This window comes from Paenibacillus sp. NPDC093718, assembly GCF_050279985.1.
Taxonomy (GTDB): Bacteria; Bacillota; Bacilli; order Paenibacillales; family Paenibacillaceae; genus Paenibacillus_AQ.
On record NZ_JBNNUS010000007.1, the window covers coordinates 22,592 to 44,738 of the forward strand.

Here is a 22,147-nt window from a genome sequence, read left to right on the forward strand (position 1 = left end):
AGCGTCAAACCTTCTTTCGAATATGGATTTTTAGGCGATTGCTGAAAAATTCGACCGAGAACACCATTGCAAAGATGACCAAAGCTACAAAGAAGGCCGTATCGAATTCGTAAGCGCGCATTGCGTTAGCGATTTCCCAGCCGATGCCGCCCGCGCCCACAACGCCCAGAATGGACGATTCCCCGATATCCGCCTCCAACCGGAACACGCTCCACGCGAGGAAGGAAGTAATGACGCTTGGCAGTACGCCCTGCAGCATGATCTGCGACCAGCCTGCCCCGGTAGCGCGCAGTGCTTCCAGAACGCCGTCGTCGATCTCTTCAATGGATTGAGAGAAGACCTTCACCAGCATGCCCGCAGCGTGCGTGAAAATCGCCAGAATCCCTGGCAATGGCCCCATCCCGACTGCAACGATGAATATCAATGCCCACACCAGCGTCGGTACGACCCTAAGAAACGAAGCGAAACCTTTGAAAAACCATGCCGTTCGGGGTGAAACGTTCTCAGCAGCCAAGAAGGACAGGACGAACGAAAACACAACAGCGAGCGCGGTGCCCACGATCGCGATCTGCAGCGATTCCAGCGCCGCAGCAAGAACATGTCTCCATTCCGATGCGTTCGGAGGGAACATGTAAGTGAACGATTGTAAAAATTTCAAAGTGCCCGAAAACAACAAACTGTAATCAAAGTTCAACTGAACTAAGCAGAATATAAAGAAGACGGCTCCGACAACGCCGACGATAACGAGCACCGGGTCCCGTTTCGGCTTCTTGGGATATAGTCCGTGATCGGGTTTCTCCGCATTCGTTGGGCCGATCGTGCCGCCCGACTGTGCCCATTCTGTGCTCATATGATCCTCTCCCTTAATTTGCTAGTCATCCACTCCGTTACAAGAACAAGTACAATCACCATAATGATCGCCAAGCTTACCTCTTTATACTGAAACAGCTTCAGTCCGTTCTGAATGGCGAACCCCAGACCTCCGCCGCCAACCATCCCAATGAGCGTGGATGCCCGAACATTTAATTCCAGCTTATACAACGACCAACCGATAAACCCCGGCATAAATTGCGGAAATACCGCTTGTCCCAGCACTTGGAAATAGGAAGCTCCCGTCGACCGGGCGGCCTCCACCGGACCCATATCGATTTCTTCAAGAATTTCAGCGTAAGCCCGTGTAAGGGTGCCGATGGCTGTAAAAATAAGCGCAAGCGTCCCGACAAGCGTTCCTAACCCGTAAGCCGCCACAAGCAAAATCCCCCAAATGAGCGTAGGAATATTTCGCAAAATGGAGCAGAACGCACGAACCGCGACTTGGATTGTACGTGAAGGGCTTGTCGTCGCCGCCGCAAAAAACGCCAGAATCATAGAAAGCAATGCACCGACGACCATCGCAACGAAGCTAATATAGATCGTATCCAGCGCAGGTCCGATCAATCGGTTGAACGTAGAAAAATCCGGGGGCAGGAAGTCGAGAAAGATAAACCGAATAATTTCTTCCACGCCTGTAAATACCTCGAAGAAGGAAAATTCGGTTGTCCAAGCGGACCATACCGTGACCGCGAGAATCGCGATGGAAATCATCCAGGTTTGCCTTCTTTTCTGTTTCAGAAGCTCCTCCAGATGATCCTCGGACCGGCTTCGCGTATTGGACAAGTTCGTCGCCGCCCTCATTGCTGGTACACCTTCTCGATCATATCATCGGACAATTGATCAGGCGTTCCGTCGAACACGACCGTTCCCTTATGAATTCCAATGATCCGGGTCGCGAATTTCTTGGCGACTTCCACTTGATGCAGATTGACCATACATGTAATGCCGTCCTCCAAGCAGATCGTTTGAAGATGCTGCATGATGGAATCCGACGTTACGGGATCCAAGCTTGCAATCGGCTCGTCCGCTAAAATCATGAGGGGTTTTTGGGATAACGCACGTGCGATGCCTACCCGCTGCTGCTGCCCACCGCTTAATTCATCGGCGCGCTTGAACGTTTGCTGCTGCAGCCCTAACCGGGTCAAAATTTGTTTCGCTTCTTCGATATCCTTCTTGGAGTAGATTCCCAGACTTCCCCTTACAGGATTCATATAACCGAGGCGACCATGAAGCACGTTCCGAAGCACCGTAACCCGTTGAACGAGATTAAAGCTTTGGAAAATCATGCCTACCTCGCGCCGCATCTTTCGGATTTGCTTCGCGCCGGCTCTCGTCGCATCCATCCCGTTGAATTGGATCAGTCCCTCCGAAGGCTCTACCAACCGGTTGATGCAGCGAAGAAGGGTGCTTTTTCCTGCTCCGCTCGGCCCGATGATCGCAATAAACTCTCCACGATTTACCTGAAAATCAATTCCCTTGAGCGCTGCGGTTCCGTCGGTATACACTTTCTTCAGGTTTCGTATTTCTAGAATCGTTGACATTAGAACATGTTCACCTCTTCCTCAATTATTATTTCAACAATTCTTCCGGGCTCATGTTGAGCGCTTCTGCTGTATCTCTTACTACTTGGTAATCGCTGTCGTCGACCGGAATGTATTTCGTTGTGCCATCACTGAAAAAATCTGGATTTTGGGTGTGATATTCGAAAATGAACGCTTTGATCGCTTCCACAAGGCTCTCAGGCAAATCGTCGCGATAAGTCAGAGGGCTGGCAGGAATCGGGTCGGATGTCGCAATCACTCGATAAGAATCGGCACTCACCAAACCTGCATCAACAACCCGTTGAATACAGGTGTCGCACACACCAGCCCCGTCTGCAATCCCTTTGGAAATCGCAATAATCGATTTATCGTGGCCCCCGGAAAAGGAAACCGTTGAGAAGAAGGACTCTACTTCGTCGTTCGTAATGCCAAGCTCATCGATCATTTTCGCTCGCGGGAATAAGTGGCCCGAAGTAGATGCCGGATCGGAGAACAGGAACGTCTTCCCTTTTAAATCTTCAACCTTTTGAGCAGGAGAATCCTTCGGAACGACGACAAGACTGTTATAGAATGCCTCCTCTTTACTTTTCTCCTTAACCGCCAATGGCAGCGCTCCGCTGCGTTCGTTTGCAATAATGTAAGAGAACGGTCCGAACGTGGCGATATCGATGTTCTTCGTGCGCATCGCTTCGATGACGGCGGTATAGTCGTCGCCGACGAACAGTTCCGTTTTGATGCCGAGGGCTGCGCCCAAATCATCAACAAATTTCTGGTTTCCGCGGGACAGCTTGCCTTCTTCTTCACCCGGAAGAACCCCCAAGCGCAGCACTTCCGGCCAATCCGCTTTCGGATCCTCGACCGCAGCGGCAGCCGCTGCCGGTGCACTCGCGGCTTGCGTTTCTGCTGCCCCCGATTGAGTACCTCCGCCGCAAGCGGTAATGACAAACAAACCGAATACGGAAACCAAAGCCAGCATCTTTTTAAACATTTTGATTCATCTCCTTTTTTTATTGGCTTAAAAATCAATTGAAACGCTGCATAAATCTCCACGGTATTTCGCGGAGGTGTACTCTACAAGACGGCCGTAATTGTCGCGCATTACACTTTCAATGTGCAGCAAATTTTGATTCGGCGGAATTTGTAAATAACTCGCTTCAATTGCATTGGGGTATATCGCTTGAACATTTGACCGCATCCTTACCGGGAAGACACCGTATTCATCCTCCAAAATGGAATACAACGACACCAGCGATTCCAAGCGCGACAGCAAATCCGGAAACAGATCAGCCGGAAGCCAGGTGACATTCAGCGTTAACGGAGTTCCGTCGGCATACCGAAGAATATCTAATCGGTATACCTGTGTATCCTCCTCTAAATCGAGGGTCTGCCTGATATGATCCGGCGGGCTCATAATTTCCTTCCTCAGCACCTTTGCTTCCGGCACGCAGCCCACCTGCCTCATGATCTTGGAGAAACGCATGGACGAAGTGATCGTGTATCGGATATCCAACGGCTTTTCGCATACGAAATGCCCTTTTCCTTGATGGGAACGGACGATTCCCGTATTGACCAATAGATCGAGTGCTTGCCTTATCGTATAGCGGTTGTCATGAAATCTGCGGCACAGCTGCGCTTCCGAAGGGATTTTGTCTCCGACTTTATACCTGCCTTCTTCAATTTCAGACTGTAAAATGTCCGCAATTTCGATGTATTTTGGAATCGGTTCATTCTTCTCCAATGTCTGGTACACGATGGTCCACCTCCTATCCAGACTCGGCTCTGATTCGAATGTAACTTGTCGACATCAGGGGAATATCAAGAGGAATGGGGCTCTTTATAAAGTTCAGAGCTTCGATTCATACTTCCCGATGAACGTTTCGACGTCGCCTAAATCATCAACTCCCTCATCCAGCTGCTCTCTCGTCCAGTTCCACCAATCGATGGCAAACAGTCTATCGACTGTATTCTCCGAAGCGACCTCCTGGATACGGCTGCATGCGCCGATCACCGTCCATTCCCCCGCTGAGGTTTTTGCGGATTGCTGCCGTTTCATGGATTTGCGGGCTTGGGCGAATATATTTTCTTTACAATTGAATGGTCATTATACGTTTCCGAAACATGAACTCCCTCCATTCCTCAAGTTGCAACTATCGTAAGTTGTTTACATGTTGGGGAGGTCAAGTCAGTGTAAATATTTTATAAAGAATCTAATAGGAGACTTTGATATACAACTTTTCAACCGTTATAACTGCAATATACGCAGACGAAGGTCCTTATCCGGGAAGTCGTAATATATGTCAATCCGAGCTTTCTTTCATTATGGACAGCAGCGTGTTTCCTAGAGGATACGCTTCCCATTCCTGGACGTTCTCCACCAGCCAGTTGGCTGCGGAGTTGTGCTTGAGCGAATCCTATTTCTCTCGTGTGTTTCGTGATACAGCAGGACAGTCGCCGGCCTCGTATATGGAACGGGCGCGAATGGACTTAGCCTGTCGGCTCCTTGTTCAATCCCCGGCATCGATTACGGACATTGCTCACGATCTGGGCTATAAAACCAGTCAACACTTTGCGACTGTATTCAAAGAAGTATATCGGAGTGACACCTAAAGCCTGCCGCCGTCAGGAAATAAAAACAACCTGACCCAAAATTATGCTGACAGTATGTACATGCTTATAACGAAGCCATGAAACAAAGCTCGGCTCAACGAAATCGTTGAGCCGAGCTAACTAATTCATGAACTTCAAATACTGCAAAGCCTGCCAGAGGATTACGACAGCTTCAGCACGTGTAGGTGTATCCTGCGGAGCTCTGTTTTCCCTTGGATTAATCTTTTGGACACCGCTCTTGCTGCCGTTGTATTGAGCTTTAGCAATCCATTAGCTTGTAGAAAAATATTAATATAAAAAGAAGCAAGTATTTAAGACCTGCTTCTTCTGAGACCGCTAGTTTGTTTTTGACTATTTGCCCCTGTGCTACTTCTTCGCCTTTTGAACTCTAAGTTGATATTTTCTTTCATTTACTTTAAGAATTTGTTGACGATTATTAAGCACTATTCGTTGCAGTTTCCTGGATTCGAGTTCCAGCTTTATCGCCTCTTGAGCATGGCTAGACGTAATAACTATGATATAACCTTAAAAGGAGTGGATAAACACAGATCGGTTACTGCGAGGATGGATGGATCAGCATGGATTTGAGAGGTACCATCGAATCCTCCGGAACGTAATAATTGAATTTATTGTCGCTGATCTGTCCAAGCAGCTGGCGGCGTATCGGATCGGCGTCCTTCAGCAGGCTCACAGACGCCGAATGATAGTCGATAGGACGCATCCAGATCGGGCTGTAGCCGAGGAACAGCTGCCTTCTTGTGAATGCGGAGCGATTCGGCGAGCCAGCATGCCACAAGTTTTGGGCAAACACGAAGACATCACCTGGTTTTCCGCACACTTGTACCTCTCCGTCTAGCTGCTGGCGCACATCCTTGTGATTCGGATTGTACGGCTGCTTGTGGCTGCCCGGAATCACTTTCGTATTGCCGCGATCCGGCTCCGACATATCGCTCAAAATATAGCAAACCTTAATATAATAGGTTGCCGTCAAGCCGTTAATGACAGGAAACTGCGGATGCGGCCCGTCTTGATGCCAATCGATAAAGCTATGTGTGGCCGTTTGGGCTTCGCTTGGATTCGGTTGTCTGATCGTGAGGTGGGAGATATGAAGCTGAATGTTGTGGCCAAGCAAATTAACGATTAACGGAAGAATGGCAGGCTGATCGATTAATGCCGCGATCTCGGCATGGCGTTCTACGCTGTTATAAATATTATGCGAAAGCGCTTCTGGTTCCGTCAAAACAATTTCGTCGATCGCGGCATTCAGCCGGCTCACCTGTTCCTGCGACAAAATATCCGGTATAACCAAATACCCTTGTTCATGAAATTGCTCCATTAATTTCGGTATTTCCAAATTGGCTGTCTTCATCCTTTATACCTCCTCCTTGTATTTAATTTAATTATATTTGGCGGACCATGATGTTATAATGTAAGAAAAGTCGATTTTACTTGTAAATAATTTCATTCAATGAAAGGTGTTGTCATGCAATGGAATTCAGCCGATTTCTGGATCCCGATCTGCATTACCATGTCTACGTGGAGGATACCCCTCAATTTCAGAAAACGCATGATACATATGATCATTGGGCGTTGTTCATCGTCGAAGAAGGCGCTTTTAATTACAGAATGGGCAGCCAAAGCGGAAGGGCGGTCAAGGATGACATCGTATTATGCCCGCCCGATCTAACCTTCTACCGGCAAACGGACGGTTTATCGTTCCATCTCATGGGGTTTCAATGGATCAATTCCCTTGAGGAGCCGCTGCGTGTGGCGGATTTCCCTACTATCGGCAAGCTTCGGCTATTGAACAACAAACGCTTCCAATCCACCCTCTCTCAATTTCGCGAAGCCCAATACTTGCATGCAGGGATTGGGCTTTCGTACAAGAAACATCTTCTCAAGGATCTGCTCTATTTGCTTCAGATCGAGCAATCCGAGCAGTATACGATGAACTTGTTCAGCGAGGATCCGACCCTTGGGCGAGCCCTGCATCTGCTTCAGCAGCAAGCAGAATTCGGCCTGTCGTTGAAGTCGATCGCTGTGGAGCTTGGTCTAACCCAGGTGCAGCTGACAAGACGGTTTACACGCGAGTTCCGCATAACGCCAAGCGCCTACGCGACTAATCTTAGAATGGACAAGGTGAAGCAACTCCTTGTATACTCTTCGCTTACCCTTGCCCAAATCGCCGAGCATTGCGGATTTACCGACGAACATCATTTAAGCAAAAGCTTTAAAAAACTGTGCGGTGTCAATCCTTCGTCGTACCGAAAAACTCATAGCGTATGATAGAACAGACCGACCAGCATTGGATGAGGTCGGCCTTTCGTTCCCGTTATTTATTCCCCGTAACCGAGCGCCTTGAGCTGTTCCATGGCGCTGTCCACTAACACTTTGTAGTTCATAGACGTTTCCAGCGTCTTGATAAAGTCATCGTATTCGGTCAATGGACGTTTATCGTAAATAAACTTCGCGATCTCCTCTTCCATGTACCGATTCGCATCGGCAGGGTTATACCCCTCCGGATTGTCGACAAATCCATTCAACGCTTCAATACGGGGTTGATCGTTCGCGAATTCGATTGCAGCCGATTGTGCGGCGAACTTTGCTTGCAAATACTCCATTTCCGGTCTGCCGGTGAATTGGTACAGCCAAGAATGGCCGACCTCGCCCGCTTTGTCGGTCATCAACGGCTTGCCGTCCTCAAGTGTGAAGTGCGTATCCTTCACCCCGAACTGCACGAGCAGCGAGCCTCCTTCCGGATTCGAAATATAGTTGAGCAGATCGAATACCCGCTGCAGTTTCTCTGGGTCTTTCTCAAGTGCTTTCGGAATGGCATATCTCCCAGGCGCCGCGCCGATATCCCATGAACCGTCAAATTGTCCTCCTGTACCTGAAGGAGCGGCGATTTGCAGCCATTCCGCATTCGGATTAACGGTTTTGATTTGTTCCACGAACTGCTCCTTCGTCATGTTCGGCCAATCGATATAGACGATGCCCGCCTGCCCTTTGATCGCCTTCTCTTGATGCTGCAATCCGCTATTGGCGAGCAGCTCCGGATCAACCGATCCAGATGCGATCATGTCCTTAATAAAGGCCAAGGCATCCTTCATTGCCGGTTCATGCAGCGCATTGACGACTTTGCCGTCCTTCTCGTAGAAATTGCCTGGCATTCCAACGCCGAAGGCTCCGAAAACGGTCGAGAATGCGCTCAGCTTGCCGCCCGTTAGACCGAAGGTGTCCGGCTTGCCATTTCCATCCGGATCGTTCTTCGTGAACGCTTCCGCAACGGAAGCCAACTGCTCCACGGTCGTCGGCACTTCCAGCTTCAGCTTGTCGAGCCAATCCTTGCGGATCCATAGGGTGTTGTAAGGGATTTGCGGAGATTTGGAGATGCTATATACTTTCCCGTCGACCATCCCCTTCTTGACGCTGTCCTCCCCAATAAACGCTCCCGTTTGCTCCAGCTTATCCATATGCGGCGTCAGATCGAGCAGCAGCCCTTGCTTGGAAAATTGAATTAGCTGCTGCCGGTCGACCATGAACAGGTCGGGAAAGTTCCCCGAGGACATCCGAACGTTTAGTTGATTGTTGTAATCGTCCGCTGCTGGATACACTGTCAGGTTCAGGTCGATATTCAGCGCCTTATCCAATTCCTGCTTAATTATGTCTTTATCGGGCGATGGGAGATTGTTCCCCGTCTCGATAATGTCTAGCTTAACCGGTTTGCCGCTAGGCTGCTCCGTCGTTTCCGCTCCGGGCTTGGCGGTAGCGTCCGAATGGTTTCCCGGATTATCGCTGCTGTTTCCTCCCGAACAAGCCGTAAGCATGGCCCCCGCTAATGAAACGGCTACTAGCAAGGTCCCTAATTTCTTCATGATTAAAACCCCTCTCTGAATGGTTTCATCGGTTAACCTTTAATCGAACCAAGCAGCATTCCTTTTGTAAAATGCTTTTGAAGAAACGGATAGATCACGATGACCGGCAAGCTCGCAATCATGACAGATGCCATTTGCATCGTCTGTGTCGGCATCATATTTTCCGCGTTCTCCAGCGGCTGCTGGCTTTGCATCAGAATTTCCCGGACGACGACCTGCAGCGGATACAGCGTGCGATCGGTCACATAAAATATCGCTTGAAAAAACTCGTTCCAATGGCCGACCAGGTAAAATAATCCAACAGTCAACAAGACAGGAACGGAAAGCGGCGTAACGATTTGCAGCAGGATACGGAACTCTTTTGCTCCATCCATTCGAGCCGACTCGAACAGCTCCTCCGGCAGCCCTTCAAAAAAGCTTTTCATAATAAGTACGTTAAAGCTCCATATTGCATTTGGCAAAATCATCGCCCAGATAGAATCAAGCAGCCCCATCGACTTAACGACCAGATAGGTCGGAATAAGCCCTCCGCTGAACAACAAGGTGAACACGATCATGAGCAGAAAAAAGTTTCTTCCCGGCAAATTCCGGCGGCTGAGCGGGTACGCCATCAGTCCCGTCAAGACGAGATTGACCGCTGTTCCGATCACCGTAATGAGAACAGTTATTTGGAACGCCTTCGGAATATTGGACTCCGTCAGCAGCGTGCGGTAAGCGGAAAACGTAATTTCCTTCGGGAACAATATGAATCCGCCGTTACGCAGCACTTCTCCGAACGGAGTGATGGATACGGATACGACATAAAGGATCGGCAGAATGGCGACAAGTCCGCATATTCCGAGAATGACGTATATGATGGTGTTAAAAATTTTATCATCGAGGCCTCTTACCATATGCCCTCACCCCATTTCTTCGCCACGCGGTTAGCACCTAGCACAAGGATGAGTCCGATGACCGATTTGAACAATCCGACTGCCGACGCCAAGCTGAAATTAAGCTGCTGCAGACCGGTTCGGTAAACCCATGTGTCGATGATGTCCGCAACCGGGTACACCTGAATATTGTACAGAACGTAAATTTGATCAAAGCCTGCGTCAAGCAGATGGCCAAGCTTCAGAACGAACAGCAGGACGATAATGCTTCTAATGCCAGGAAGCGTAATATGCCAAATCATTCGCATTCGGCTCGCACCATCCACCTTCGCCGCTTCGTATAGCGTCGGATCGATGCCCGCCATCGCGGCTAAATAGATAATCGCACCCCAACCGAGATTTTGCCATACCTCCGATCCGACCAGTATGCTGCGGAAATATTCCGTTGAGGTCAGAAACGGGATTGAGCTTCCCCCCGCTTCTACAATCCAGCGGTTTATGAGACCGCCGTTCTGGGAGAAGAGCGTCAAAAGAATGCCGAAAATAATGACCCAAGACAAGAAGTGCGGCATGTAGGTCAGCGTTTGTACGATCGACTTCAGCCAGCGGACGCGGCATTCGTTCAGCAGTACGGCCAGCATGATCGGCGGCAGCGTCCCCCATAACAGCTTGTAGAGGCTGATCAACAGCGTATTGGTCAGCAGCTGGCTGAAGTAAGGCGACTTGTAAAAGCTCTGAAAATGCTTATACCACGGATCGACCCACGAGCTGCCCGTTATGCCGTCCAGGATTGCAAAATCTTTGAAGGCAATAATGACTCCGTACATCGGGAAGTACCGAAATATGACAAAATAAATAATGCCGGGCAGCAGCATGACGTAAAAGGCTTTAAACCGCCATGCCAATTTTAAAATCATAAGCAGCTTTGTCCGCGGAGAAGGCCGTATCCGAGGGGCTGGCGTTAGGCTATGATTGGCTTCCATACGTATCCCTCCATAGTTTGAATGCGCTTCCAATAAGGTAAGTATAAAGGTACTGACGTCTCCTCGATATACACAAAAACGTAAAAAATGTACGTATTTCCTTCATAAACATTAGCCTCGAATATGGATCCATCTGCATCATTATCCATATTTTGATTAATGAGTAAAGGCTGTCACGAATGGTCTGAAAAACCACGTGACAGCCTTAGAATCGTTTTGGGTTAACGCCAAATACCTAATCGTTCGTCGCTTTCCGTCAGGACGGGCATATCGACGCGGACAACAGTTCCTGCCCCCTCCGCGCTTCCGATCCGCAAGCCGTACGTCTCGCCGTGATGGATCCGAATCCGCTCATGCACGTTCCGCAGCCCGATGCCCGTAAACCGGTACATGGAGCTCAGCCCACCGTCCTGATTTTCTAACAGCAGCCTGCTCCGCTTCTCCCGCTTGATACCTATCCCGTTATCGCGCACATAGAGTCTCAGCATCCCCTTCCTCAGCCCGCCTTTCACGACGATAAGCCCGCCGTGATTCGGCGTTAGTCCATGGAAGAGTGCGTTTTCTACGAGCGGCTGCAGCGTAAGCTTAAGTATGCGATTCTGCAGAAGGTCAGGATTGATATCGAACATAAACTGATATTGTTCCCCATAGCGCACCTGCTGAATATGCATGTACATTCGCAGCCCTTCCAGCTCCTCCTCAAGCGATACGTATTCCGATTGCTTGTCGAAGCTGAAGCTTAACAGCTTGACCAGCGAACGAATCGTATCGCGCAGCTCGTCGATACGCTGCTGCTTTGCCAAGCTGCTGATGCAGGCAAGGGTATTATACAGAAAATGGGGCGCAATCTGGCTTCGCAGCATCTTCAGCTCGTATTCCTTCTTCTGCTCCTCCGCATTTTTCGTCTTCTGGAGCAGGCTCTGAATCCTCTCGAGCATGGCATTGTAGCTCTGCGTTAGCCTGCCGATTTCGTCCATTCTCGTGACAGGCAGCTTCGCCACGACCTCAAAGTTGTTAAGTCGGTCCATTTTCTCGACAAATCGGCGAATCGGATGCGTGAACGATCGGCTGAGCAGATACGCGCTGATCAGAAGCATAATGATCCACACGATACTCGCGGTTCGGTAGTTGTTGTTCAGCCTCTGCAGGTCCTGATAGAAATAATCCTCTTCGATGAACGCCGCAAGCGACCAGCCTAGACGGTTTTTGGTCGACTTCACGGCAACGAGTGGATTCAAGGAGTCCCCTTCTATGCCGCTGACGCCGACTTTGAGCAAGGCGAGCTGCCCGCGAAAGCTCTCCTCCAGCTTCGGCGGATACGAGGCGGCTTGGAAGGGGAGCAGCTTATCGCGGGAATCCAGCCGATTAATGACGCTGCCTTCCTTCGTAAACAGTATATAAGATTGATAGATCATCGGCGCAATACGCTCCGTGAGCAAATCGAGATTAAGTTCGGCGACTACGACACCCTTCACCTTATTGCCTGCATCCGCAATCGGCAATACGTAAGCAAGCGTTCGCCCCGACATTGGCGAATCATAAGGTTCACTCACGTTAATAGCCCCGTAGTTAATAAGCGCCAGCTCATAGAGCTGATTCAGCTTTGGATTGCCAATGATGTCATGTACGACCTGCGAGCTTGCAAATACTTGGCCGTCAGCTCGAATCATGTACAACGTTCTGGCAATGGAGTTGTTAATTCCCGCGAACTTGCGAAGCGTCTCGACGGCTGCCTCCTCATTCCCTTCCTCCAGCAAATCGGCGCGTGTCGAGAGTAGCAGCAGCATATTTTCCACACTGTCCAAACTTGCATCGATATATTGATTCGTCCGGCTGACGAGCAGCTCTGCATCGCGAATGACTTGATTCTGAAGCAGACTTTCAGCCTCGTGGAGGTTGCGCCATGCAAGCACTTGAACGAGCAGCAGCGTCACGATGAACAAATAAATAAACTGCTTGGTAGCGAGACCAAGGCTGGCATACCAATGAAACAGTTTCGTCATTTCCACCCTTCCTTCGCGCTCGTTCTTACGCTCCCGTGCTTTCAGCCATTCCGTTTATAGTCTGTCGGCGATACCCCGGTCCAATTTCGAAACGTAACGGTAAAATAGCGGTAGCTCGGAATGCCGACCTCTTCCGCGACCTCATATACCTTCTTATTCGAATGCCTAAGAAGCTCGATCGCCTTCTCCATACGAAGACGGGTAATATACTGATTGACCGTACTCCCCGTTTCCTCGCGAAACAATTTGCTGATATAATGTGGGCTCAGCCCTACCTGCTCCGCAATAACGGGCAGCGAGATCGGCTCCTTGAGATGGTCTTTGATCCATTGCACGGCCAAACGAATCTCGAAGCGCGAACGCGACTTCCCAAGCTCGGCAGCTTCCATATCCTGAACGATATTCGCGATCATCTCAGCTAATGTTCCTGTGTCCATTAATAGCCCCATACGGGCTGCGCTCAGCTCAGCGCCCTCTTGCTGTCTGTGCCAATCAACCTGCCAATGGAGTATCCGCTCCTTCAGTTGAGTTGGCTTCACTCTCTCTGCGATGCACCAGTCCCTGAACTTGCCAAGCAAGCATTCCTTCAAGCTAGCAGGAGACCATGATGCTTTTCTCAGAAGCTCGTTTAATTCCTTCATTTTCTTTTCCGTCAGATCCGATAGAGGCAACGAATGCTGAGCGTACACAGCGCTTTCCTCGGGACATCGGTCGTAAAACAGCGCATCTTTCCACTCGTTCGAATAGGCGAGCGCCAATGCAACTCCTTCCTTCGATGCGACCGGTTTGCTAAATAGGGCATGTGCTGTGGCCCGCCGCTCCTGCTTGGTCTCTTCCCGATTCAACAGCTCCGTCAAATGTTGAACGACCGTGCGGAGTGATTCAAGAACAGCATTGGGAGGAGTTCTGCCTTCAAGCAGAACAAAATATTCCCGCTCCCGTACCGTCAGCCAAGTCAGCCAGTTTGGATCCCTGTTCTCCTGCTCGGTCAGCCTCTGCTGAACCGTTTCCTTCACAGGCAGATAGGCTAATGGAGGAATGTCTAGCTGAAGCCGTACCAGTCGAATCGGACGATCTACGCTTAGCGTCATCGACTGCCAATCGGAGCCGGCTGGCTCTTGCCCGTGAAGCAGCTTGCCGAATAAGGCGGCTAGCAGCTGCCTCTGTTCCCTTCTCGCATGCTCCTGCACCATGCGCTCCTTGACGACCGCAGCTCTCACTTTGTTCATCGCCTGCTTAAGCTCTTCTTCCTCCAATGACACCTTCAAAATATATTCAAGCGCTCCGAGATGGAGCGCTTCTTGTACGTAATGAAAATCGCTATGACAGGTTAACAATATGATCTGGACGTTCGGGTGCCGCTTCCGGAGTTCCCTAATGAGCGCAATGCCGTCCATAACCGGCATCGTAATATCCGTTATCACGACATCTGGCGTGCGTTCAGCACATAACTGCATCGCTTCCGAGCCATTGCTCGCTTCCCCTATCCATTCGGCTCCGCACGCCTCCCATGGAAATATCCGAAGCTCTTGCCGCAGAGGAATTTCATCTTCGACGATCAATACGCCAAGCGGCTTTATGGCCATGATATCCTCTCCTTTAATGCTCATAAAATAAATTGAAAGCGCTGTCATTTAGTTTATTCTATTATAGAGCATACACTCTTATTTCGGCAACCTCCGCGCGTGGTCCTCCGTTCGTTTCGTCGATCCATAGTCTAACCTTATGTGACGTGATGGAACGGCTGAGCTTATGCACTTTTTTGCGCTTATGGTTGTGCTTCTCTTCAGCCAGCGTGACCCATTCCTCACCGATGAGTGCCTCTATCCGATAAGCTCGAACGAGCTCGGGAATCGCTTCGAAAGAGGTGCGATGATGGTGCAAATTTATTAAGTCTTCATTGACGTCGTCGTTAAAGGTGACGTGGACCTCGGCGATCGATTGCACTTCAGCCCACTCCAGCTGCAGCCATTCCGGTTTGCCTGGAGACATCGGCTCGGACATCCATAAATGCGGACCGGCGAACGGCCGAATATACCCGTCCGTCACCGCTGCGGCAGCGTATGCTTCCGTATTTGGCGTAACCTGCAGACATAGCGGCTTGCGGTTCCAACGGCGCATGCTCCACTGTACGACCGGCTGATCCGGCTGGCGATCCTCTAAAAGAGTAGAGACGATCGGCTTTGGCCCCTTCTCAAAGCACAGCACGCCGGTCATCGGACAATCCGATCCGTGTAGCTGAATCGCTTCGTTCGCCTTAATAATAAGGAATGCATTGCAGGCCGCATCGGGCTGCCAAACCAGGTCCAGCTTAACCCACTGCCCGGTACCTTCGGCTACTGACACCGATGCTTCAGCCACCATCTGCTTTGGCACGTAGTTTTCACCTTTATCAGTATGCCACAGCTCCACTTCAAGAGTAGCAGCCTTTGCCGCATCGATCAGCAACTCCACAGATTCAAGCGAGGGATTCACTGGAAACAGGATGCCCAGTTCTTTGTCCAACGGGTACGTATAGGTTGAGTCCGTCAGCGAAACTTTGGTCATTGTGCTGGATGCCGTAATATGGGCCGATTTGGCTTGATCGTAAGGGTCGTCTGCCGCGATCCCGATTATCGACGCATCCTGCCTGAGCATTGTCTGCTGCAGGTCGTTCATATGGTCACGGTGCAGCTCACGCGGCGATATCCCTTTCTGCACGCACAGTGCGGCGCCGCTCCCAGCTGCTTCGCCGATGACGGCACAGGTTGCCATTACCCTCGTTGTGCCGAATGCGACGTGAGTTGCACTGATATCGCGGCCTGCGAACATCAGATTGTTGACGTTGCTGGAGTACAGACACCGAAATGGAATATGATAGATGCCGTCCGAATATAAATGCTTCGAACCGCTTTCCGTCGAATACATGCCTTGCGGGGGATGAAGATCTATCGACCAGCCTCCGAAGGCGATGCGATCGGTGAATGGCTCCTGCGCGATAATATCATTTTGATTCAACATATAATCTCCGGTGAATCGGCGGTACTCCCGTTTGCCGGGGATCGATCCGACCCATTCCAGCGTCATGCGATCGGCATCGAAATTGCCTGAGTTTTTGATATAATCCCATACCCCATAAATGACCGACCAGAGCTCATCGCGAATTCGTTCATTATCATGCACCGTATCCAGCTCGCCGCCCCATTCGATCCACCAATAGTGGCAGCCTGAGTCGCCGCTGCGAATGACCCGCTTCATCGGGATCGCCGTTTGGGTAATGTCCTTCGCAAAGCTCGGCGGAATGTACTTGACCGGCCGATCGGCCTCCTTCGTATAGAACAGGAGCGTGCTGCCAAGCGTAATATCGTCCGCCGTCTCCGGCGCCCAGTCCTCGTTGTATTCCTCTGCAGCCTCGCGGCCGATCCGGTATTTAGCGCCTGCCAGAAAACCCGCAAGGCCATCCCCTGTACAATCTATGTACATATCGCTTTCAAACCGGATTTTCCGCTCGGAGCCCATCATCCAACCCGTGACCGACTTAATGATGCGCTCCTCCTCCGCGCCCTCCGATTCGACCTCGTGCACATCCGTATTGAGAAACAAGGTAATGTTCGGCTCTGCTCGGACTGTCTCGAGTACTACAAGATCCCATAAATACGGATTTCCATCCGGGTTCCGGAATTGATTCTCGACGAACATCTCTCCCATAATGCCGGTTTCTCTCGCATAACGCTGCGTTCCATGCGCCGTAGCGCCGCATACCCATACCCTTACCTCGCTGCTAGAATTGCCTCCGAGTACGGGTCTGTTGTTCACGAGCGACACGGTTTGGCCTAGACGTGCGGCTGCAACGGCAGCGCATACGCCGGCCAAGCCTCCGCCAATAACGGTAATGTCGGATTTTGCTAATTCAAACTTCAATCGAATCCCCCCAAGTCTGGAATTACTATCATCTTAATCGAGGGGGTCGTTATTTAACATGCACTGCGCTATCATATTGGCATATACTTTATTTCATTCTGGAGGCTGATTGCGGTGATGATGTCGAATCTAAGCTCCATCCTATATCCCAGCCTAATGCATCATGTCTTTTGGAATCATAAGAGGAAATTTCAATACAGCGTGGACACCTACGGACATTGGGTTCTATTTGCGCTGGAGGGCGGCAGCTTCCGTTATGGGATCGGCGATAGCGAGGGAATAGCGCAGATGGGCGACGTCATCGTTTGCCCGCCGGGCGTCGATTTTCATCGTGACGTTATCCATGCGCCGTCCTTTCATTTCATCGGATTTTCGTTAGGCTCTATATCGGGAGAGGCGGTTCCAGGGCAAGAGGCAGAGCAGCACGTCCACCTTCGTTTGGCGGCTTCTGCCTACAAGCCCGTCGTCACGCATAAAGAGAGGTTTGCCGATAATCTGAGATGTTTCAAGAGGCAGGACGAAGCTGCCGCGGAGATCGATCAGCGGAGCTATTGGCAAAACCATGCGCTGAACGATATTTGGCTGTTTTGTTTGCAGTCGATAGCGGCCGGCGTGGTTGGCGAAGACAAAGAACCTGCCGATCCTCTGATGGAACAGGCACGGCTCTATATCCAGCAGAACGCCTATAAGGACATGAGCATGCTGGTGCTTGCGGACGAGCTGGGCATCAGTCCCGTTCAGCTCACCCGCAGATTCACCCGAAGCGTGGGGATGACTCCTTCACGCTATTTAAGCCATACTAGGCTGGAGCAAGCAAAGTCCTTGCTCGTCGATACCCATCTGAATTTGGAGCAGATCGCATTAGCTTGCGGCTTCAACAATGGCTTCTACCTCAGCCGCGTGTTCTCGAAGCTGATGAAAGTCAGTCCTTCCGCTTACCGGAAAACGAACCGGGTCTAATGCCTGCCACAATCCCCTCAATACAATTGTCGGAAGCGAAAGGACAAATACAGTTCCTTGTTCCGAGCTTTCCATAAGCGTTAGCTGCCTGCCTTGAGCTTGCGCCTGCTGGCTGCTGAACGTATGGCCAAGGCCAGGCAGCGAACGGCATGCTTTTTGTTCTCGCCGCGGATGAACTGCTCGAAGATGATCTTCCTGTTCCGGCAGTGGTATGCCTTGGACGTTGTCGGACACCACGAATCGTCTCTCTCGTATAGGGAGACGGAGATGCTAAGCAGCCGATCCGGATTGTTATGAGTTGCTTCGCCTAAACCAATAATGTGGACACCATCGGGTATTACAATATTAGATATTTTGTTATTTTATTTACTAATACTGCCTGTTGGCTTAATGATCTAAAGCAGTAAAATGTAGTTAAATGCTTATCCAATCGGTTATTGGAACATGTTCTTGTCCTTTTCGGCAATCGGGCAAGTTCTTGTCCTTGGCTGAGGACGAGACCTAGTAACGGTAAAATAAAAAAGCCGCTAAAATAGCGACTTTCAATGGGACCATATTCTTATCGCTCGACTGTTAAAGTAGTAGAAATCACACCGGATTCAGTACGAAATCTCCACCTCGGCATCGCTTCAAATAATGAAGCGCATGAACCTGTCCAGTCATCTCAAGCTCCCCGTTATATACGGGATCGTGCCAGCCTTCAATATCGATCGTTCCCTCATAGTTGCCTTGCCGCAAAATCGTGATGATGTCGGTCCAGTCGGTGTCGCCGAATCCGGGCGTACGGTGCCATACATAAGGCTTCGGCCCGTGAATTCCATATTCCCTCACGATATCCCAAGCAATCGTCGCATCCTTGCCATGGACGTGGAATACTTTATCCACCCACTTCCGCAGCTGCGGAATCGGATCGATCAACGACACCATCTGATGGCAGGGCTCCCACTGCAGGCCGATATGGTTCGACGGGATGGCGTTGAACATCATCTCCCACGCCGTCGGGTTATGGGCAATATTCCAATCCCCCGTCTCCCATGTCCCGCCCATGTCGCAGTTCTCGAACGCAATGCGGACGCCTTGATCCGCCGCTCTTTTGGACAGCTCGCCGAACACCTTCGCATATTGCGGAATCGAGGCTTCGATGGATTCGCCCGTTAATCGTCCGGTAAAACCGGAAACGATATCGGTGCCGAACAGATGGGCATGATCGATCAGACGCTCCCAGCTCGCCAAAGTATCAGCATTCCCGCCTTCTCCGGTTAGCGGATTGCCGAAGATCCCAAGCGTCGACACGATAAAACCGTGTTCAGCTTGCAGCTCACGAACTTTCTTGGCCGTCTCCACAAGATCGGTAGCACCTGTCGTCTGCCAGAAGGTAAGGCTGAACGATTCAAAGCCGTGGGGCGCAATCTGAGGAATTACGCGTACAGCGTCCCCGCCGCCAACCAGCGTTCCGATGCGCAATACATTCGCCATGTAGTTTACCACTCCCGATTTAACGTTTAGTGTGCGTAAGCAAGTTTAGTATAACTAGATTTCCCTGCCCTTTCTCGTCCTATCTTGTGCTTTACTAGTTCAATATTGCGGAAGTTTCTAGCCTTGACTCGTCCAGCCTGCCCATCGGATCCAATTGCATAGCGGAAAGAAGAGCCCGGCCGACTGAAGGCAATGAGCAGGGTATAGGCCGAATTGATACTCGCGATCAGGCCGTGGTCCTAGTTCAGCCTATGGAACCCGGCTCAACATCTCCAGCCGCCGTTGCCATCAAGCTCCGGATCGGGATGCCGGAACGACGTTCCGGCGGCAGCTGGCTCCCCGTGTCCTGAGCGTAGACTCCTGCCCCCAAGAAGCCGAGCTTATCGCACCGTGGTTTACTTCGATATTGTTGATGAATCGTAGGCAGCCTGCATGATTTCAAGATAACGCTGCATGTTCAATCCCTCAAGCCCTTTCACGTAATCATCCCAATCCTTGTCCAGACTCTTGGCGCCGGTAATGAACAGCAAAGCGTTCTGGTCGACATAGTCTTTGATGTTGGTCTGCATCATGCTGGCTTCATCGGCGACCAACGGGTCTACCCATAGTGCCCAATGGGGGAATATTTCCTTCGGCTCCTTGCCTTCCATCAATAACGTTGCCTCGTAAAGGCGGCGTTCGTAACCATCGTTCGCGTAAATATCCGTGCCCTGAACCTCGGCGTCGCGGTATGCCCGGTGATGGTTATATTGGGTTAATGCCCCCCAGCTGTCATTGCGGGGCTGCTCCCCGGATTCAAGCGGGATCGATTTATAGAGCGGTTCCACTTTATCGTTCAGCGCGATTTCCCCATCCTGCGGCTTGCGCCAGCTCTTGCCCTCTTCACCGAGATAGGAAAGCATCGCCCCTTCTTGCGTATAGAAATAATCCAGCATTTTTATGGCGGCGATTTGCGTCTCTTTGCTCGCTTTATTCGTCAGAACGAAGGAAGCGCCCGGATCGATCGGATAGTTGAACGTTGCATAATTGGCATGCGGTCCTTGCAGAGGCGGAAGCGGGTTGTAGTCCTTGCTGTAGGGTGCGTCTTCTCCCGTTGTCAAAAACAGGGCGGGATGCATGCCTGCTCCGGCACCCAAAAGCTGTGCGTCCGCGTTATCCCCGATTTTTTTGTACGCGCCTGCATTTTGCGTAAAGGCCCCCGGGTCGATGAGGCCGCCGTCATACAGCGATTTAATATAAGCCAGCGCTTCCCGCCACTCCGGTTTGTTCGCGGCAGTGTCTACCTTCCCCTCCTTCATGATGAGGTACGTTCTGTCGTCGTTGTAAATAAAGCCGTTCATGAGGTACGGAATCACATGAACGCCGAAATTTTCGACGGATCCGCTGAGCGGCACTTCGTCCGCCTTGCCGTTTCCGTTCGGATCCTGCGTCTTGAAGGCTTCAAGGACCGCTTTGAATTCTTCCGGCGTCGTCGGTTTGGCAAGCCCGAGCTGATCAAGCCACTTCGTATTGATCCACATTTTATTCGGGTATGAGCAGTGGAAGCATTCGTTTAAGCCGGTCAATCCGTAAATATTGCCGTCCGGCGCGGTGTTCATGGCTTTATAATATTCGTTGTTCTCCAGAACTTCCTTAATGTGGGGAGCATGCTCATCGATCAGGTCGTTCAGCGGGATGATCACCCCCTGCTGTCCGAACTTCAGCAAATCCGTCTGCGAGAAACGGTCTACCCACGGAATGAGCATGTACAAGTCCGGATAGTCGCCGGACGCAAGCGAAATTTGCCGCTTTTCGGCCGCGCCGTCGAACGGAACAGTTGTCCAGTTGAACTTGATATTGAACTTCTCTTCCATTTTCTTCGTAAACTTGTTGGTTATCAGATCCACATCCGAACTTTGATGGGCAAATACGTTGATTGTAACCTTCTGACCGGAATCCGGCGTGCCGCCATCCGGCCCCTCGCTGCCTGCGTTACCATTACCTCCAGAACATCCGGCAAGCGCGAAACTAAGCATCAGTATAAGAACAAGCAGACGGGCTCTTGTTTTTCTCAAATCAATCTCCTCCTCATGAATTGGTAATGCAACACAATGGGAATAGCCCGGCCCAGGATCAGCCCTTCACGGAGCCAATCAGCATGCCTTGTACGAAATAGCGCTGTACAAACGGATAGATCACCAGCACCGGGAGGCTTGCCACCACAATAAGCGAGTATTTCATCAGCTCGGCCATTTGCTGCTGCTTCACCATTTCCCCGGCGTCCATATTGCCCGTTCCGCTGCCCAAGATGAGAATGCTGCGGAGTATGAGCTGAAGCGGATAGAGCGATTGCGATTTCAAGTAGATCAGGGCATCGAAATAAGCGTTCCACTGCCCCACCGCGTACATAAGCGATAGCACGGCGATGATCGGTTTGGCAAGCGGAAGAACGACGCTGAATATGTAGCGGATGTCGCTGCAGCCGTCGATATCCGCCGCCTCGGATAGCTCATCCGGGATCGAGGTCTGAAAGAAGGTTCTGGCGATAATGACCTGCCATACCCACACGGCATTCGGAATGAGCAGCGCCCAGCGCGTATCGATCATGCCCATCGATTTGACGACCAGATAGGTCGGGATCAACCCGCCGGAGAACAGCATGGTGAAAGTAATGAAAACCATAAGCGGCGTGCGGCCGAAGAATGACTTTTTCGACAGCGGGTAAGCGACCATAATGGTCAGGGATACGCTGATGAATGTACCGGCAACGGTATAAAACAGCGAATTAGCATAACCTGTCAGCACCTGGTCATTTCGGAACACCGCCTCATACCCTGCCAGCGATACGTCGACCGGCCACAGCCACACCTTGCCTGCAGAGACAGCGCTTGGACTGCTCAGGGATGAACTTGCGATGTAAATAAGCGGATACAGGACGGCCATTAAAACCAAGATCAGCAAGATATAGGTCACGGTCAGAAAGATGCGGTCCCCCAGCGACTCCCTGATCCTCACGCTCCGCCGGCTTCCGGAATGGGCCTGCAATGCGTTCATGTCACTCACTCCCTTTTTTCGAAA

At 50.8% G+C, this 22,147-nt stretch carries 21 protein-coding genes; 4 read left to right on the forward strand and 17 right to left on the reverse strand.

Translation table 11 applies throughout. The annotated features are described in order from the left end of the window. Positions 1 to 4: 4 nt before the first annotated feature. From phnE (ACQKPA_RS20785) to ACQKPA_RS20810, 6 genes are all read right to left on the reverse strand, one after another. On the reverse strand, positions 5 to 850 hold the full coding sequence (gene phnE, locus ACQKPA_RS20785) for a phosphonate ABC transporter, permease protein PhnE (RefSeq protein WP_427494404.1): 846 nt from the start codon (positions 848 to 850) through the stop codon (positions 5 to 7). Then, positions 847 to 1,656 (reverse strand): phosphonate ABC transporter, permease protein PhnE, encoded by an 810-nt coding sequence (gene phnE, locus ACQKPA_RS20790; RefSeq protein ID WP_427494405.1) that lies wholly within the window; start codon positions 1,654 to 1,656, stop codon positions 847 to 849. Before phnE (ACQKPA_RS20790) ends, phnE (ACQKPA_RS20785) begins: the two co-directional genes overlap by 4 nt. A 14-nt stretch (positions 1,657 to 1,670) precedes the next feature. Then, positions 1,671 to 2,414: a phosphonate ABC transporter ATP-binding protein gene (gene phnC / locus ACQKPA_RS20795; protein ID WP_427494407.1), complete on the reverse strand. Its 744-nt coding sequence runs from the start codon at positions 2,412 to 2,414 to the stop codon at positions 1,671 to 1,673. Between the two features lie 28 nt (positions 2,415 to 2,442). Then, positions 2,443 to 3,402 (reverse strand): phosphate/phosphite/phosphonate ABC transporter substrate-binding protein, encoded by a 960-nt coding sequence (locus tag ACQKPA_RS20800; RefSeq protein ID WP_427494409.1) that lies wholly within the window; start codon positions 3,400 to 3,402, stop codon positions 2,443 to 2,445. A gap of 27 nt (positions 3,403 to 3,429) precedes the next feature. Further along, complete coding sequence (gene phnF, locus ACQKPA_RS20805; RefSeq protein ID WP_427494410.1) at positions 3,430 to 4,164, reverse strand: phosphonate metabolism transcriptional regulator PhnF; 735 nt, start codon at positions 4,162 to 4,164, stop codon at positions 3,430 to 3,432. Positions 4,165 to 4,257: 93 nt separating this feature from the next. Then, positions 4,258 to 4,467: a hypothetical protein gene (locus ACQKPA_RS20810; protein WP_427494411.1), complete on the reverse strand. Its 210-nt coding sequence runs from the start codon at positions 4,465 to 4,467 to the stop codon at positions 4,258 to 4,260. Between the two features lie 266 nt (positions 4,468 to 4,733). On the opposite strand from ACQKPA_RS20810, the gene ACQKPA_RS20815 reads away from it, so the two are divergent. Further along, positions 4,734 to 5,021: a helix-turn-helix transcriptional regulator gene (locus tag ACQKPA_RS20815; protein WP_427494782.1), complete on the forward strand. Its 288-nt coding sequence runs from the start codon at positions 4,734 to 4,736 to the stop codon at positions 5,019 to 5,021. Positions 5,022 to 5,574: 553 nt separating this feature from the next. Here the strand turns inward: ACQKPA_RS20815 and ACQKPA_RS20820 are convergent. After that, positions 5,575 to 6,390, reverse strand: a complete 816-nt coding sequence (locus ACQKPA_RS20820; RefSeq protein ID WP_213646853.1) for a phytanoyl-CoA dioxygenase family protein — start codon at positions 6,388 to 6,390, stop codon at positions 5,575 to 5,577. A gap of 119 nt (positions 6,391 to 6,509) precedes the next feature. Between ACQKPA_RS20820 and ACQKPA_RS20825 the strand changes: the two genes are divergently transcribed. Continuing rightward, positions 6,510 to 7,307 (forward strand): helix-turn-helix domain-containing protein, encoded by a 798-nt coding sequence (locus ACQKPA_RS20825; RefSeq protein ID WP_427494413.1) that lies wholly within the window; start codon positions 6,510 to 6,512, stop codon positions 7,305 to 7,307. 50 nt (positions 7,308 to 7,357) lie between these two features. Here ACQKPA_RS20825 and ACQKPA_RS20830 read toward each other — a convergent pair whose 3' ends face one another. From ACQKPA_RS20830 to ACQKPA_RS20855, 6 genes are all read right to left on the reverse strand, one after another. Continuing rightward, entirely contained in the window at positions 7,358 to 8,896 is a 1,539-nt protein-coding gene (locus ACQKPA_RS20830; protein WP_427494414.1) for an extracellular solute-binding protein, read from the reverse strand. A gap of 32 nt (positions 8,897 to 8,928) precedes the next feature. Continuing rightward, complete coding sequence (locus ACQKPA_RS20835; RefSeq protein ID WP_427494415.1) at positions 8,929 to 9,789, reverse strand: carbohydrate ABC transporter permease; 861 nt, start codon at positions 9,787 to 9,789, stop codon at positions 8,929 to 8,931. Then, positions 9,783 to 10,685, reverse strand: coding sequence for an ABC transporter permease (locus tag ACQKPA_RS20840; RefSeq protein ID WP_427494783.1), 903 nt, complete (start codon positions 10,683 to 10,685; stop codon positions 9,783 to 9,785). The genes ACQKPA_RS20835 and ACQKPA_RS20840 overlap by 7 nt, the downstream gene beginning before the upstream one ends. A gap of 287 nt (positions 10,686 to 10,972) precedes the next feature. Continuing rightward, a complete protein-coding gene (locus tag ACQKPA_RS20845; RefSeq protein WP_427494417.1) occupies positions 10,973 to 12,754 on the reverse strand; it encodes a sensor histidine kinase in 1,782 nt (593 codons plus the stop codon). A 41-nt stretch (positions 12,755 to 12,795) separates the two neighbouring features. Next, positions 12,796 to 14,340, reverse strand: coding sequence for a response regulator transcription factor (locus ACQKPA_RS20850; RefSeq protein ID WP_427494418.1), 1,545 nt, complete (start codon positions 14,338 to 14,340; stop codon positions 12,796 to 12,798). A gap of 61 nt (positions 14,341 to 14,401) precedes the next feature. After that, complete coding sequence (locus ACQKPA_RS20855; RefSeq protein WP_427494419.1) at positions 14,402 to 16,654, reverse strand: FAD-dependent oxidoreductase; 2,253 nt, start codon at positions 16,652 to 16,654, stop codon at positions 14,402 to 14,404. Positions 16,655 to 16,771: 117 nt separating this feature from the next. Between ACQKPA_RS20855 and ACQKPA_RS20860 the strand changes: the two genes are divergently transcribed. Both ACQKPA_RS20860 and ACQKPA_RS20865 read left to right on the forward strand, forming a co-directional pair. Then, complete coding sequence (locus ACQKPA_RS20860; protein ID WP_427494784.1) at positions 16,772 to 17,614, forward strand: helix-turn-helix domain-containing protein; 843 nt, start codon at positions 16,772 to 16,774, stop codon at positions 17,612 to 17,614. Between the two features lie 93 nt (positions 17,615 to 17,707). After that, positions 17,708 to 17,911 (forward strand): hypothetical protein, encoded by a 204-nt coding sequence (locus tag ACQKPA_RS20865; RefSeq protein ID WP_427494420.1) that lies wholly within the window; start codon positions 17,708 to 17,710, stop codon positions 17,909 to 17,911. 291 nt (positions 17,912 to 18,202) lie between these two features. Here ACQKPA_RS20865 and ACQKPA_RS20870 read toward each other — a convergent pair whose 3' ends face one another. From ACQKPA_RS20870 to ACQKPA_RS20885, 4 genes are all read right to left on the reverse strand, one after another. Continuing rightward, the gene (locus ACQKPA_RS20870; protein ID WP_427494421.1) at positions 18,203 to 19,090 is read right to left on the reverse strand and encodes a sugar phosphate isomerase/epimerase family protein; all 888 of its coding nucleotides are present in this window, start codon (positions 19,088 to 19,090) and stop codon (positions 18,203 to 18,205) included. A 244-nt stretch (positions 19,091 to 19,334) separates the two neighbouring features. After that, the gene (locus ACQKPA_RS20875; protein WP_427494422.1) at positions 19,335 to 19,460 is read right to left on the reverse strand and encodes a hypothetical protein; all 126 of its coding nucleotides are present in this window, start codon (positions 19,458 to 19,460) and stop codon (positions 19,335 to 19,337) included. Between the two features lie 25 nt (positions 19,461 to 19,485). Continuing rightward, on the reverse strand, positions 19,486 to 21,144 hold the full coding sequence (locus ACQKPA_RS20880) for an ABC transporter substrate-binding protein (protein ID WP_427494424.1): 1,659 nt from the start codon (positions 21,142 to 21,144) through the stop codon (positions 19,486 to 19,488). A gap of 58 nt (positions 21,145 to 21,202) precedes the next feature. Continuing rightward, entirely contained in the window at positions 21,203 to 22,123 is a 921-nt protein-coding gene (locus ACQKPA_RS20885) for a carbohydrate ABC transporter permease (RefSeq protein WP_427494425.1), read from the reverse strand. Between the last annotated feature and the right edge of the window lie 24 nt (positions 22,124 to 22,147).